The 14,518-nt window shown below is 68.0% G+C and carries 9 protein-coding genes; 4 read left to right on the plus strand and 5 right to left on the minus strand.

The window, feature by feature from the left end:
* Window positions 1–79: 79 nt before the first annotated feature.
* The 4 genes from ptsP (at window position 80) to N5E02_RS00720 (ending at window position 6,607) form a co-directional block, all read left to right on the plus strand.
* Entirely contained in the window at window positions 80–2,593 is a 2,514-nt protein-coding gene (ptsP, locus tag N5E02_RS00705) for a phosphoenolpyruvate--protein phosphotransferase (protein WP_279945698.1), read from the plus strand.
* Entirely contained in the window at window positions 2,590–3,546 is a 957-nt protein-coding gene (locus N5E02_RS00710; protein ID WP_065186396.1) for a 1-phosphofructokinase family hexose kinase, read from the plus strand. Before ptsP ends, N5E02_RS00710 begins: the two co-directional genes overlap by 4 nt.
* Before the next feature lie 86 nt (window positions 3,547–3,632).
* Window positions 3,633–5,339, plus strand: coding sequence for a fructose-specific PTS transporter subunit EIIC (locus tag N5E02_RS00715; protein WP_279945699.1), 1,707 nt, complete (start codon window positions 3,633–3,635; stop codon window positions 5,337–5,339).
* Between the two features lie 14 nt (window positions 5,340–5,353).
* Entirely contained in the window at window positions 5,354–6,607 is a 1,254-nt protein-coding gene (locus tag N5E02_RS00720) for a carbohydrate porin (protein ID WP_279945700.1), read from the plus strand.
* Window positions 6,608–6,696: 89 nt separating this feature from the next.
* Here the strand turns inward: N5E02_RS00720 and N5E02_RS00725 are convergent, their stop codons facing one another.
* The 5 genes from N5E02_RS00725 to N5E02_RS00745 are packed head-to-tail and all read right to left on the minus strand — an operon-like array spanning window position 6,697 to window position 14,514.
* A complete protein-coding gene (locus tag N5E02_RS00725) occupies window positions 6,697–7,542 on the minus strand; it encodes an aldose epimerase (RefSeq protein WP_329953185.1) in 846 nt (281 codons plus the stop codon).
* On the minus strand, window positions 7,532–8,569 hold the full coding sequence (locus tag N5E02_RS00730) for a glycoside hydrolase family 43 protein (RefSeq protein WP_262090641.1): 1,038 nt from the start codon (window positions 8,567–8,569) through the stop codon (window positions 7,532–7,534). The genes N5E02_RS00725 and N5E02_RS00730 overlap by 11 nt, the downstream gene beginning before the upstream one ends.
* 16 nt (window positions 8,570–8,585) lie before the next feature.
* Entirely contained in the window at window positions 8,586–10,070 is a 1,485-nt protein-coding gene (locus N5E02_RS00735; RefSeq protein ID WP_279945702.1) for an MFS transporter, read from the minus strand.
* Window positions 10,071–10,129: 59 nt separating this feature from the next.
* A complete protein-coding gene (locus N5E02_RS00740; protein WP_279945703.1) occupies window positions 10,130–12,823 on the minus strand; it encodes a glycoside hydrolase family 3 protein in 2,694 nt (897 codons plus the stop codon).
* Complete coding sequence (locus N5E02_RS00745; protein WP_171956130.1) at window positions 12,820–14,514, minus strand: glycoside hydrolase family 43 protein; 1,695 nt, start codon at window positions 14,512–14,514, stop codon at window positions 12,820–12,822. Before N5E02_RS00745 ends, N5E02_RS00740 begins: the two co-directional genes overlap by 4 nt.
* Window positions 14,515–14,518: the final 4 nt, after the last annotated feature.

The following is a 14,518-nucleotide window of genomic DNA, read 5'->3' on the forward strand; positions in this document are numbered from 1 at the left end:
ATTTTTGTGCACTGCACATTGAAATGGCGAGTGGGAACGTTCCCAATACGTCCCAGCCACCCCCTCCGCGGAGCCCCCTTTGTCGCCCCAGACCTCCCCTTCCCCGGCCACCCGGGAACTGATCCGCCTGGACGCGCGGGCGCAGGACAAGACCGATGCCATTGCGCAGGTCGCCCAGAGGCTGGTCGCGTCCGGCTGCGTGGCGCCGGGTTACGAAGCCAGCATGGGGCGGCGCGAAACGCTGGCGAACACCTTCCTTGGACACGGCGTAGCAATCCCGCACGGGCTTGGCGAGGACCGCCATCTGGTGCACCGCGATGGCATCGCCGTGCTGCAGTTGCCGCAAGGCGTGGAATGGAACCCGGGACAGATCACCCGTCTGGTGGTCGGCATCGCTGCCCAGTCGGATACCCACATCACGGTGCTGCGCCGCTTGACCCGGCTGATCCAGGACGAGTCCACGCTGCAGCGGCTGTTCACCACCACCGAGGCGGGCGAGATCGTGAACGCGCTGGCCGGCGATGTTGCGATTGCTGCCACCCACGCGCCAGCGGTGGATCTGGCCGAGCGCTTCGAATGGACCATCGCCTACCCCAACGGACTGCACGCCCGTCCTGCCACGCGCTGGGCCGAGACGGCGCGCGGCTTCGCAGCCCGCGCGCAGGTCCGCGCAGGCGATCAGGCGGCCGATGCCAAGAGTCTGGTAGCGCTGCTTCAGCTCGGGCTGCGTGAGGGCGATGCCGTGCGTGTTTCTGCCGAGGGCGCCGATGCCCCCGCGCTGCTGGCTGCGCTGCGCAAGGTCATGGATGGATTGGTCGCACAGGAAAGGGCTGATGCCGAGCGTGCAGCCCAGCGCAAGGCAGCAGCCCCTGTCGCCGGGTGGAAACCGCCCGAAGCGCAGGCGACGATCATTGGCATCGGCGCCAGCCCCGGATTGGCGATCGGCCCGGTGCATGTGCTGGCCAGCACGCAGGCGGAAGTCACCGACCGTCCTGCCCCGCTTGGCGAGGGCGGCGCACGCCTGCAGGATGCACTCGGCCGCACCCGCCAGCAGCTGGCCGCCCTGCAGGACGACACCCAGCGCCGCCTTGGCGCTTCGGATGCGGCGATCTTCAAGGCGCAGGCCGCGCTGCTCGACGACACCGACCTGATCACCCGCACCTGCCAACTGATGGTCGAAGGCCATGGTGTGGCGTGGTCATGGCACCAGGCCATCGAGCAGATCGCCTCCGGGCTGGCGGCGCTGGGCAATCCGGTGCTGGCCGGGCGCGCGGCGGACCTGCGTGATGTCGGCCGACGCGTGCTGGCGCAGCTTGACCCTTCTGCTGAAGGTGGTGGCCTGGCGGATCTGCCGTCGCAACCGTGCATCCTGATCGCCACAGATCTGTCGCCTTCGGATACCGCCAATCTCGACACCGGTCGCGTGCTCGGCCTGGCCACCGCGCAGGGCGGGCCGACCTCGCACACCGCCATCCTCTCGCGCACGCTGGGCCTGCCAGCGCTGGTGGCCGGCGGCGCCGGGCTGTTGGCGATCCAGCCAGGCCTCGAAGCGATCCTGGACGGCAGCAGCGGACGGCTCTACCTGTCCCCCTCCGAAGCCGATCTCGCCTCGGCACGCGAATGGATCGCCGAACAGCAGCAGATCCGCGAGCGCGAAGCCGCGCAACGCGCGCAACCCGCCCAGACCCTCGACGGCCACCGCATCGACATCGGCGCCAACGTCAACCTGCCCGACCAGGTGCCACTGGCACTGGAACAGGGTGCGGAAGGCGTCGGCCTGATGCGCACCGAGTTCCTGTTCCTCGAACGTGGCAGTACGCCCAGCGAGGAGGAGCAGTACACCACCTATCTGGCGATGGCCAAGGCACTCAACGGCCGCCCGCTGATCGTGCGCGCGCTCGACATCGGCGGCGACAAGCAGGTGGCGCACCTGGAACTGCCACGCGAGGAGAACCCGTTCCTCGGCGTGCGCGGCGCGCGCCTGCTGCTGCGCCGCCCTGACCTGCTGGAGCCGCAACTGCGTGCGCTGTATCGCGCCGCCAAGGACGGTGCACGCCTGTCCATCATGTTCCCGATGATCACGTCGGTGACCGAGCTGGTCGCACTGCGCGCCATCTGTGAGCGCCTGCGTGCCGAGCTGGAGGCGCCGGTGGTGCCGATCGGCATTATGATCGAAGTGCCGGCTGCCGCCGCTCAGAGCGACGTACTGGCGCGCCATGCCGACTTCTTCTCGATCGGCACCAATGATCTGACCCAGTACGTGCTGGCGATCGACCGCCAGAACCCGGAACTCGCCGCCGAGGCCGACAGCCTGCATCCGGCGGTGCTGCGCGCGGTCCGCGCCACGGTTGAAGGCGCACGGCTGCATGGGCGCTGGGTCGGCGTCTGTGGCGGCCTGGCCGGCGATCCCTTCGGCGCCATGTTGCTGGCTGGCCTGGGCGTGGACGAACTGTCGATGACCCCGAACGACATCCCGGCGGTGAAGGCGCGCCTGCGTGGCACCGCGATGACCGAACTGCAAGCGCTGGCCAGCACCGCACTGGGGTGCGAAACCGCCGAGCAGGTGCGCGGCCTCGATGGAGCGCGCGCATGACTGCCCGCGCCGTCACCGTGACCCTGAACCCGGCCATCGACCAGACCGTGCGCCTGGCCCGCCTGCAGCCAGGCCGCGTGCATCGCGCCGGCAGCTCCCGCGACGACGCAGGCGGCAAGGGCATCAACGTGGCGGCCTGCCTGGCCGACTGGGGCGTGCCGATCACCGCGCTGGGCGTGCTGGGCGACGGCAACGACGGCGTGTTCCGCACGCTGTTCCGTGAGCGGGGCATCATTGACGGCTGCCTGCGCGTTCCGGGCCATACCCGCACCAACATCAAGCTGGTCGAAGAGGCCAACGGCGAAACGACGGACATCAACCTGCCAGGCCTGGCCGTGGACGCTGCCGATCTGGACGCGGTGTCGCGCCAGCTCGGCGCCCTGCTCGCGCCCGGCCTGCCGGTCGTGCTGTCCGGCAGCCTGCCGCACGGACTACCGGCCGATGCATGGGCGCGGTTGCAGGCGCAGGCCGGAACGGCCGGTGCGCGCGTGCTGCTGGACACCAGCGGCGATGCGCTTGCAGCTGCGCTGGACGGCGCGCGGGGCGCGCTGCCCTACGCCATCAAGCCCAACCGCCACGAACTGGAGGCCTGGACCGGCACGTCGCTGCCGGATCGCAGCGCACTGCGCGCTGCAGGCCAGGCCTTGGTCGAACGCGGTGTCGCACTCGTCGCCATCTCCATGGGGACCGACGGCGCGCTGTTCATTGATCGCGCCGGCGCCCTGGTCGCGCGACCGCCGCGTCTGGCCCAGGGCAGCACGGTGGGCGCCGGTGATGCCATGGTCGCCGGCATCGCCGCCGCGCTGTTGGAGCGCTCCCTCGACCTGGCCGCCTGTGCACGACTGGCCACGGCGTTCTCGATGAGCCGGCTGGACAGCGGAGACGCGCGGCGGCTCGATCCGGCGCAGGTGCGCGCCGGGGCCGGCGATGTACTGATCGAGCGGTTGGATTGAAACACCTTCCGGAGGAGCAGCGGTTGGCTTCGGGCCACCCGCGATGCCTCCGGCAAGGACGAACCCGAAGCATTCCAGGAGTTCCCATGCACGCTTCCACCGTAGTCATCGCCGCTGGCGAACGCAGCATCGAGGCGGTACTTGCCGCCGAGGCCCTGCGTCGCGCGGCCCGCCAGCGCGGGCTTGAGCTGATGATCGAAATCCGCAGCGACCAGGGCGTGACCGGCGCGCTGCCCGCCTCGGACGCCGCCACCGCGACCCAACTGCTGCTGGTGGGCGATGGCGAGGCAGACATCGCACGCTTCGGCAATGCCCGGATCGTGCATGCCAGCCTGGGCGAGGTATTGGGCGATCCGGTCGCCGCGCTTGCACCGCTCGCAGCCGCGCCGGCCAGTGTCCCCGCCACCGGGGCTGGCAAGCGCATCGTTGCCGTCACCTCCTGCCCCACCGGCATCGCTCACACCTTCATGGCGGCAGAAGGCCTGCAACAGGCTGCCAAAGCGCTGGGCCATGCGATCCGGGTGGAAACACAGGGCTCGGTCGGCGCGCAGGATGCGTTGAGCGATGCGGAAATCGCCGCTGCCGATGTGGTGCTGATCGCCGCCGACCGCGAAGTCGATCTGGCGCGTTTCGCTGGCAAGCGCCTGTTCAAGAGTGGTACCAAGCCGGCGATCAATGACGGCCAGAACCTGATCCGCAAGGCGCTGGCCGAGGCCGGCGTGCACGCGGGGACAGCGGCTTCGGGCCGTACCGCAGAAAAGAACAAGAGCGCCGGCCCTTACAAGCACCTGATGACCGGGGTGTCGTTCATGCTGCCTTTCGTGACAGCCGGCGGCCTGTTGATCGCCCTGGCGTTCGCGCTCGGCGGCATCTATGCCTTCGACGATGCCCACAAGGGAACGCTGGCCTGGTCGCTGTTCCAGATCGGCGCCAAGTCCGGTTTCATGCTGATGGTGCCGGCGCTTGCCGGCTACATCGCCTACTCCATCGCCGACCGCCCCGGCATCGCGCCCGGCATGATCGGCGGGCTGGTTGCGGTCAACATGGACGCAGGTTTCATCGGCGGCATCCTGGCGGGCTTCATCGCCGGCTATGGCGTGCACTGGATCAACCGTGCGCTGCGCCTGCCGCGCAGCCTGGAAGGCCTCAAGCCGGTGCTGATCCTGCCGGTGCTGGGCACGCTGCTGGTCGGCCTGCTGATGATGTACGTGATCGGCACGCCGGTGGCCGCACTGCTGGCCTGGCTGACCGACTGGCTGCGCGGCATGGAGGGCAGCAGCGCGATCCTGCTCGGTTTGCTGCTGGGCGGCATGATGGCCGTTGACATGGGTGGACCGGTCAACAAGGCGTCCTACGCCTTCTCCACCGCCCTGATTTCCAGCCAGGTCTACACGCCGATGGCGGCGACCATGATCGGCGGCATGACGCCACCGCTGGGCATCGCGCTGGCGACGTGGTTGTTCAGCAACCGCTTCACTGCCGAGGAGCGCGGCACTGCCGGTGCCGCCGGCGTGCTCGGCCTGAGCTTCGTGACCGAGGGGGCTATTCCCTACGCGGCACGCGATCCGCTGCGCACCATTCCTGCGCTGATCCTCGGCTCGGCCGTGGCCGGTGCGATCTCGATGGCCGCAGGCGTCGAGTTGAAGGTGCCGCACGGCGGTGTGTTCGTGCTGCCGATCCCGAACGCGGTCACCCATCTTGGTGTCTACCTGCTGGCGCTGTTGGCCGGCGTGGCGGTCACCGCGATTGCACTGCGCATCCTCAAGAAGCCGGTCACGGCCCCCACCCTGTAAAAGGAACCCCGCCCATGACCTGCCCTTCCTGCCGCCTGGTGCCGGTAGCGATCCTGCTGACCCTGCCCTCACTGACCGTAGCTGCCAACGCGAGTGATGTCCTCACTCCCAAGCTGGCTTACACCGGCGAGGCGGCCGCCACGCTCGATGGCGGCAAGCACAGCGGCACCGCTTACGCCGGCCAGCTGATGTTCGGCGCCGATGTTGACCTCGACGCTGCGTTCGGCTGGCGGGGGGCCACGATCAAGGCCTATGGCATCAATCGCCACGGCACCAACCTCGCCAACAGCAGCACCGGCAACAGCACCTCGGTGCAGGAAATCTACGGCGGCCAGGGGACCCGCCTGGCCAACCTGACCCTGGAACAGAAGCTGTTCAACGACCGGCTGGTGCTGGAGGCCGGTCGCAGCGTCGCCAACATCCACCACCTCGGGTCGGAGCTGTGCCAGTACTTCCAGGGCAACTCGGCGTGCGGCAACCCGACCTACGTTTTCCGCACCAGCAACTTCACCTGGTGGCCGGGGTCGAGCTGGATGGCCGACGCCACGGCCTGGGTGACGCCCGATGTCTATGTCCGCATCGGTGCCTACCAGGTCGATCCCAGCCAGGCCGAGGATGGCCAGCATGGCCTGAAGTGGAATACGAACCAGGCCACCGGGTGGATCGTGCCCTACACGATCGGCTGGCGCAGCCCGGCTTCGGCACGACTGAATGCCCGCTACGAACTCGGTGGCTGGCAGGACAACTCGACCTATCGCGATCCGCTGCGCGATGCCAACGGCATTCCCGCGCTGCTCAGTGGCCAGGAGTACGCGGCACGCCACGGTCGCTCCGGTGCGTTCGCGCGCTTCGAGCAGCAGCTTACCGGCGATGGCAATGGTCGCGGCCTGACCCTTTTCGGCGCCGCGCTCAAGGGTACCTCCGGGCAGCTGATCGAGGATCACTTCCTGCAGGCCGGGCTTGTGCAGAAAGGCACGTTCGCCCGCCGGCCGCAGGACAGCATCGGCTTCGTCGTCACCCGGCAGAAGTACAGCGGCATCGCGCTGGAGAACCTCCGCCTGGCCCGCGCTGCCGCCGGCGGCAGCGGCACCCCGCACGGAAGCCAGGTGATGATGGAGCTGAGCTATGGCATCCAGCTCACCCCGCAGCTCAGGATTGCACCGAACCTGCACTACATCGTGCATCCGGACCCGTTCAACGAACCTGCGCGGCAGCGGGACCTGCCGAATGCACTGATCGCGGGCATGCGGGTTGACTGGAACCTGTAGCAGATCGCACGTGGTGGTGAGGCGCAGCCCGTGCCAGGCACCAGGGTCCACACCCGCTCCGGGCGGCGTACCGACACTCCGGCCGGGCTTCAGCTGCTGTCCGCCACCCACGCCAGTTCGAACGTCAACGCGAGGCGCTGGCCAGGCTCCAGCCGGTGCGGCGCCAGCGTGAAGCCGTCCGGCGGGCCACTCTGCGGTTCGACACAGGTGGCGTGCGGCGCAGCGTCGTAGACCACCCAGTGGTCGTGGTCCGACCTCAGCCGCAGGCGTTGGCCTTCGCGTACCAGCGTGATGTCACCGTCGGCAACGAAGCAGTCATCCCAGGGGCCGGTGGTGGGCTCCACGTGGGGCAGCGTGGCAATACCTTCCCTGTCCCGCGGATACATCGCGCGAGGATTGAACAGCAACCGGTCCGGCTTCCTGAACCAGGGGTGCCAGCCCAGCACCGCCGGCATCGCTTGCTCGCCGGCCTGGACCGAAAGGCGCAGCTGCAGGGTGTGCCCCTGCAACCGCAGTTCCAGCATGGCAATGCCACCGAAGGGCCAGTAGCTGTCGCGCGGCAGCTGCAGCGACACCTCGGCTGCGGCCGCATCGAGCCGGTCGATCTGCCAGGGTCGCGAGAAGCCCACCCCATGGATGGCATGCCCGTCGAAGTTGAGCGGCAGCCGATGCGGCCTGCCGTCAAAACGGAACTGTCCACGGCGGATGCGCCCGGCCCACGGCACCATCGGGTAGCAGCCCCAGGCGATCGCCGCCGCCCCGGTCTCCTGCGCGTCCACCAGCCATTCCACGCCCCGGTAACGCAGGTGCGCGATGCGCCCGCCCGCCGATGCGGCGAGCGCAACCTCCAGTTCGCCGCATCTCAGCCAGTGCAGCTGACCGGCCGGCAGCGGGGCCAGCGCATCATCCCTCGGCAACATGCGCTCAGGCCCCATAGGGATTGATCGTGCGGATGCTTCCGTCCGGCTCCATGTGCAGCGGCGTGCACTTGGCCGAGCGCAGGTGGGTAATGCCGCCGGACATCAGCGCATCGTGATAGAACAGGTACCACTGTCCCTGGAACTGGCAGATGGAGTGGTGGGTGGTCCAACCGACCACGGGGGTGAGGATCACGCCAGCATAGGTGAACGGCCCGTACGGGCTGTCTCCCACGGCGTAGCACAGCTGGTGGGTGTTGCCAGTGGAGTACGACAGGTAGTAGCGACCCTGGTACCTGTGCAGCCACGGGCCTTCGAAGAAGCGGCGCGCGTGGTCGTCCGCACGCAGCGGCTGGCCATGCTCATCCAGGATCTGCACTTCGCGGGTAGGCTCGGCCAGCTCGGTCATGCCGGCATCCAGGCGGCCCACGCGCGGCCCCAGGGCCGGCGCGCTGCCCTCGGGTTCCTCGTGCGCTTCGCTGTACTGGTTGTCACGATACTTCTGCAGCTGCCCGCCCCAGATGCCGCCGAAGTACAGGTAGTGGCTGCCATCGTCGTCCTCGAACACGGCCGGGTCGATCGAGTACGCGCCCTTGATCGGCTCCGGCTGGGGCACGAACGGGCCCTCCGGTCGCGCACCGATTGCCACGCCGATGCGGAACCGGCCCTCGGCGTCCTTGGCCGGGAAGTAGAGGTAGTAGCGGCCATCGCGGCAGGCAGCGTCGGGGGCCCACATCTGTTTCCGCGCCCAGGGCACGTCGCGCACGTGCAACGCCATGCCGCAATCGACGGCAGTGCCGTTGGGCGTATCCATCTTCAGCACATGGTAATCCTGCATGCCGAAATGGCCGCCTTCATCGTCGAAGGGCTGGCCACCGTCGATGTCGTGCGACGGATAGATGTACAGGCGTCCCTCGAACACGTGCGCCGAAGGGTCGGCCGTGTAGATGTGGGTCACCAGCGGTTGCGAAATGGCGTGTGCGCTGAGCTGCGCAAGACGGGCTTCGCTGGCCTGGCCGTCTTCACCGGCAGAGAGGTCGATCATGGTTGTCATTTTGGCGTTACGCGGAGGCGTCGGCGGAACGGCGACGCAGGTGGAGATCCTGCTCGATGCGCGTTTCCGCGCGCTTGTCGATCCGGTAGAAGAACAGCAGCGCCACGGCGAGCAGGAACGGAAGGGAGCAATAGACGCTTACGGTCAGGCGGATGCCCTGCACCACGGCCTCAGGCTGCTGCACCAGGCCTGCCTGGTAGCCGTAGTGGGCAAGGATCGCGGCGACCAGTGCGCCGCCCACGCTGAGGCCGATCTTCAGGCCACACAGCATCGCCGAGAAGATGATCGCAGTGGCCCGGCGATGGTTCTTCCACTCGGAGTAGTCCGCGACGTCGGCGATCATCGCCCACAGCAGCGGGATGGTGATGCCATAGCAGAAGCCATGCAGCATGAAGGCTGCGAACGCCACCGCCACCGCCGTGGGTGGGAACAGGTAGAAGGCCAGCAGGAACAGGGTCGAGACAGACAAGGCGCCACCGAAGACATCGCGCTTGCCGAAGCGATCCGCCAGCCGCCGTGATGCACCAATACCCAGGATCATGCAGAGGATGCCGCACGCGTTGAACAGGCTGAACGCCGAGGTGGCCGCGTCCTTCGGCCAGGTGAACGCCGCGAAACCGGCGCTGGCGAGGGCGCCATTCAATGCACGGATCAGGCCGTTGAAGCCTGAGTTTTCCAGAAAGCCGGCCAGCGCCGCTTCGCTCATGTAGTACTGGAAGTAATAGATGTAGGTGCCGCCTTTCAACGCCAGGTTGATGAACACCAGCACGGTCAGCGCCAGCATCACCTGCCACGGGCGGTTGTGCAGCAGGTCCGACAGGTCCTGCACTATGCCGCCGGTCTGCTCGCGCGTCGGTACGATGCGTTCGCGGGTGGTGGCGAAGGTGATCAGGAAGAACACTGTTCCGATCAGTGCGAAGGCGGTCATGACCTGTTCGAAGCCGCGCACCCGGTCGCCGTCACCCAGAATCAGCACCAGCGGCATCAGCAGCACCTGGATGATGAACTGCGCGATCATCACGGCCACGAAGCGGTAAGCCGAAAGGCTGTTGCGCTGGGCCATGCTGCCGGTCAGCACGCCGCTCAGCGCCGAGTACGGCAGGTTGTTCGCGGCGTAAACACAGACCAGCAGCGCGTAGGTGCCCAGTGCATAGATCACCTTTCCGCGCTCGCCCAGGTCCGGGGTGCTGAACGCCAGCAGGGACAGTACGCCAAAGGGGATGGCCGTCCACAGGATCCACGGGCGGAAGCGGCCCCAACGGGTGGACGTTCGGTCAGCCGCGATGCCGATCAACGGCGTGAACACGAACGCGCCCAGCAGGCCGACCACAAAGATGATCGTGGCCGCGGTCGCCGCTGGCAGGCGGTAGACGTCGGTGTAGAAGAATGCCAGGTAGGTGATCAGGGTCTGGAAGATCAGGTTGGCAGCGAGATCGCCCAGGCTGTAGCCGAGCTTCTCGCGAACCGACAGCGCGTGTTCAGTGCTTGCCATGCAGCGGACGTCCTGGAAAAGGGATCTGGTCGAAGGGGAATCGATGCCAACGAGGGCGATCAGTCATGCGCGGGCACCACGGTGAACCTGCCCTGCGCACGAATATCGGCACTGGACGCCCCTACCCTGACCTCGTAGGCACCGGGCTGCACCGCGTACGCCGCACGCGCTTGGTCATAGTGGCGCAGGGCCTGCGCTGCCTCCAGGGTGAACGTCACCGTGCGGCGTTCGCCCGGAGCCAGATGGACCCGCTGGAAGCCGCGCAGTTCCTGCACGGCATCACCGCCACCGGCGTGTTCGCGCCGCACGTACAGCTGTACCACTTCGTCACCGCTGCGCGTGCCTGCGTTGGCCACATCCACCGCCACGCCCAGGCGGCCATCGGCGCGGAGGCTGTCTGCATCGAGGCGCAGCGTTCCATAGTCGAATCGCGTATACGACAGACCGTGACCGAACGGATACAGCGGCGTACCGTGGAAGTAGCGGTAGGTGCGGCCCTCCATGGCGTAGTCTTCGAATGCCGGCATTGCTTCGCCGGCCTGGTAGAACGTGACCGGCAAACGGCCAGCGGGATTGACATCGCCGAACAGCGCCTGGCCGACGGCGGTGCCGCCGCGCTGCCCGGGGTACCAGCTCATCAGGATCGCCGGCAGATGCGCCTGCGCCCAGTCCACCGCGATGGCCGAGCCGCCGGTGAGTACCATCACCACCGGCTTGCCGGTAGCGTGCAGGGCCTCCAGCAGGGTGCGCTGCGGCGCGGGCAACCGCAGGTCGGTGCGGTCGCCACCGGCAAAGCCCGGATAGTTGACCGTCATTTCCTCGCCTTCGACATCGCCGGTGAGTCCACCGACGAACACCACCACATCGGCCTCGCGTGCAGCATCGAGCGCTTCATCGAACGGCGCCTTGGCACCGGGCATGCGCCACCCCAGGCGCACGCCGGCATCGCGCTGGTCATCGTAGTATTCCAGTTTCAGGTCATAGGCACGCCCCGCCTGCAGGTCGAGTTCGACACCCTCGGCATGCAGGCGATCCGTGTTCACCCAGTGATCGATCACACGCTTGCCGTCAAGGTACAGGCGGTAGCCATCATCGCCGGCCACCTCCAGCCGGTAGCGACCGGACACGGGGGGCAGCAGCTGGCCGCTCCAGCGGATGCTGAAGCGGTCGTTGGGAATCCCCTGCCCCGGTGCCGCTTCGCCGCGTGCCAGCAGGTTGTCGGTCGGCGAGCCCCGGTCCCAGCGGAAGCCGATCTGCGCGTCGGTACGCACCAGGGCCGGAGTGCCAGACAGGTCGGGCGTGCGGAAGTACTCGCCGCGCAGGCCGCGCTCGGGCGAGTCCGCCGAGGGCCGCAGGAAGGTCGGCTCGATCAACGGCGTTGCACCGGGATCGTCGCGCCCTTCCACCAGGTCCACACCACGCGCATACCGCACCTCAGCGCCCTTGGCCGCCTCGCGTATGCCCTGCAGGATCGTGACCGGCGCGGCCGGTGTGCCGAAGTAGTTGCCGAGCAGCGCCATGGTGTCGTCGGCGGTGGGTCCAACCACGGCAATGCGCTTGGTGTCGCGCGACAGCGGCAGGATGCCATCGTTCTTCAGCAGCACCAGCGAGGCCTGCGCGGCCTTGAGCGCGAGCGCATCATGGGCCGGCGCCTGGTTCACCGAGGCCGGAATGCGCGCCCAGCGCACCCGCTCCGGCGGATCGAACATGCCCAGGCGCATCCGTGCGGTGAACAGGCGGGTTACCGCATCGTCGATCTCCGCTTCGCTGATCAGCCCCTGGCGCACTGCCGCAGGCAGCGTTGCGTACTCCTGGCCGCATTCCAGCTCCGTGCCGTTCCTGACCGCCAGCGCCGCGGCGGCTTCGCGCGTGGTGACGATACGGTGGTGCTTCCAGATATCGACGATGGCCCAGCAGTCCGAGACCACGTAGCCCTTGAAGCCCCAGTCGCGTCGCAGCAGATCACGCAGCAGGAAGCGGCTGGCGCTGGCGGACTCGCCGAAAACGCGGTTGTAGGCGCCCATGATCGCATCCACTTCGCCTTCCTTCACCAGCGCCTCGAACGCCGGCAGGTAGGTGTCGTAGAGGTCGCGCCGGCTGGGGCGTGCATCGAAGTGATGGCGGTCGGCCTCCGGTCCGCTGTGCACGGCCAGGTGCTTGGCGGTGGCGTCCAGCTTGCGGTAGACGGGGTCGTCGCCCTGCAGGCCGCGTACGAAGGCCACGCCCATGCGCGCGGTGAGGTAGGGATCCTCGCCGTAGGTCTCCTGTCCGCGACCCCAGCGCGGGTCGCGGAAGATGTTGACGTTCGGCGACCAGAAGGTCAGGCCCTGGTAACGGCCATGCGCGCCTTCGCGGAGGAACTGGTGGTGCTTTGCGCGGGCCTCGTCGCTGATGGTCGTGGCCACCTGCCCCATCAACGGTACATCGAAGGTCGCGGCCAGGCCGATTGCCTGCGGAAACACCGTGGCCTGCCCTGCCCGTGCCACGCCATGCAACCCCTCATTCCACCAGTCGTAGGCGGGCACACCCAGCCGTTCGATTGCCGGCGCGGCATTCTGCATCTGCGCGGCCTTCTCTTCCAGGGTCATCTGCGCGACGAGTGCGGCGGCCCGTTGCTCGAAGCTTGCCGAGACATCCAGCCAGGGCCGTGGCGCGGCCGCGGATGCGGCGGCCGCCACGCAGCTCAGGACGAACACGGTGGCCCGTCCACGCCACGTACGGCGGCGGGCCCTGGACGAAATCGACAGTCTCATTTGCTTCTCCCGGTGCGCTCGTCGCGCGCGAAGGGACCCAGCAGTGCACCCACGAAGCCGCCTGCCCGGTCCGTACTCAGAACGGTGCCGTCCACGTCGCCTGCGAGCAGTTGCCAGCCCTGCCCGTCGCCGGTGTCGAACGAGAACGCGTAGTCGCCCTCGTTGCCGGCAATCTTCAGGCGCAGCGCTGCAGACGCCGGCACGTCATGGCTGGCCAGCGTCCGCGTGCTGCCACCCCCGTCACGCGCTTCGAGGAAGAGCGAGAGGCGCCCCCCGCCAAGGTCACGAACGCCGAGGAAGTACCAGTACGCCTCGCTCTGGAACGCCGCCAGACCGGCGGCGACACCGGGGGCTGGCGGGGTCATCGCGGTGCTCGCCTCAAAGCGCAGGTGCTGCTGGCGCCGGCCGAGAAATGCCGGATTGCGCAACGTGTCCAGATCCTCGGCAAGCGGGTGCACGGCCAGCATGCCGGGGCGCTTGTGCAGGTCAGCCCAGGCATGCCTGGGCACGCGCACGCGCAGCCACTGGCGATCGAGCGCTGGGCCATCAAAATTGTCGCGCGCCACGAAATTGCCGGTCGACGGGGCCTGCGATGCCTCGCCCTGCATCCATGACGGCGCCTCGGCCACGTAGGGAATGGCCTGGTCGGTCGGCAGGATCTGCGGCCAGCCATCCTGCCAGCGCACCGGCAACAGGTAGGTCTCGCGCCCGGTGTTGTAGTGGCGCTTCTGATAGTTGCGGCTGGCCAGGAACACCGCCCACCACGAGCCATCCGGGCCTTCGACCAGGTCGGCGTGGCCGGCATTGGTGATCGGAAGCGGACGGTCGTCCGGCAGTTCGCGCTGGGTCAGGATCGGATTGCCCGCATAGGCAACGTAGGGTCCCCACACCGTGCGGCTGCGCAGCACCACCTGCGAATGCTGCGGCCCGGTACCCCCTTCAGCGTCGGACAGGTAATACCAGCCCTCCCGCTTGTAGATGTGCGGTCCCTCGATCCAGATCGGATTCTTCGCTGGCTCCACGCCTCCATCAACCAGCACCCGGCGTGGCCCGACCGGCTTGAATGCCGCCAGATCGATCTGCTGCATCCAGATGGCGCGGTGCCCGTCGTAGCGCGGCGGACCGGGCGGTGCATCGTTGTTGATCAGGTACACCTTGCCGTCGTCGTCGAAAAACAGTGATGGATCGATGCCATCGATGCCGGGCAGCCAGTGCGGATCGGACCACGGCCCGGCCGGGTCGCGCGCAGTGGCAATGAAGTTGCCGCCGCTGTCGGTGGCCGTGGTCACCACGTAGAAGACCCCGTCGTGGTACTCGATTGTGGGGGCAAAGATGCCGCGCGAGACGCTCAGCCCGTCGAAATCCAGCTGCGTGGGGCGGTCAATCACATTGCCGATCTGCTTCCAGTGCACCAGGTCAGCACTCTCGAACACCGGAATGCCCGGGAAGTAGGTGAAGCTGGAATTGACCAGATAGAACCGGCCGTTCGCGCGCACGATGCTGGGATCGGCATGGAAGCCGGCCAGGACGGGATTGCGGTAATGGCCGGCCGGCAGCGGCACTTCAAACGCCTGGTCATCGCCGCGGTACTCGAACCAGTCGAAGTACACCGGCGGAGCGTCCGGCGGCGCGCTGGCCCGGGTGGCAGCGGCCGACAGCAGGAACAACGCCCCCAGCAGGCGGCGCGCCATCGAC

The sequence above is a fragment of the Stenotrophomonas sp. GD03777 genome, assembly GCF_029842485.1.
Taxonomy (GTDB): Bacteria; Pseudomonadota; Gammaproteobacteria; order Xanthomonadales; family Xanthomonadaceae; genus Stenotrophomonas; species Stenotrophomonas sepilia.

Bases quoted from the DNA above. Each gene is read 5' to 3' on its own strand.
- N5E02_RS00710 (WP_065186396.1), top strand. From the start codon at position 2,590: ATGACTGCCCGCGCCGTCACCGTGACCCTGAACCCGGCCATCGACCAG.
- N5E02_RS00715 (WP_279945699.1), top strand. From the start codon at position 3,633: ATGCACGCTTCCACCGTAGTCATCGCCGCTGGCGAACGCAGCATCGAG.
- N5E02_RS00720 (WP_279945700.1), top strand. From the start codon at position 5,354: ATGACCTGCCCTTCCTGCCGCCTGGTGCCGGTAGCGATCCTGCTGACC.
- N5E02_RS00725 (WP_329953185.1), bottom strand. From the start codon at position 7,542: ATGGGGCCTGAGCGCATGTTGCCGAGGGATGATGCGCTGGCCCCGCTG.
- N5E02_RS00730 (WP_262090641.1), bottom strand. From the start codon at position 8,569: ATGATCGACCTCTCTGCCGGTGAAGACGGCCAGGCCAGCGAAGCCCGT.
- N5E02_RS00735 (WP_279945702.1), bottom strand. From the start codon at position 10,070: ATGGCAAGCACTGAACACGCGCTGTCGGTTCGCGAGAAGCTCGGCTAC.
- N5E02_RS00740 (WP_279945703.1), bottom strand. From the start codon at position 12,823: ATGAGACTGTCGATTTCGTCCAGGGCCCGCCGCCGTACGTGGCGTGGA.
- N5E02_RS00745 (WP_171956130.1), bottom strand. From the start codon at position 14,514: ATGGCGCGCCGCCTGCTGGGGGCGTTGTTCCTGCTGTCGGCCGCTGCC.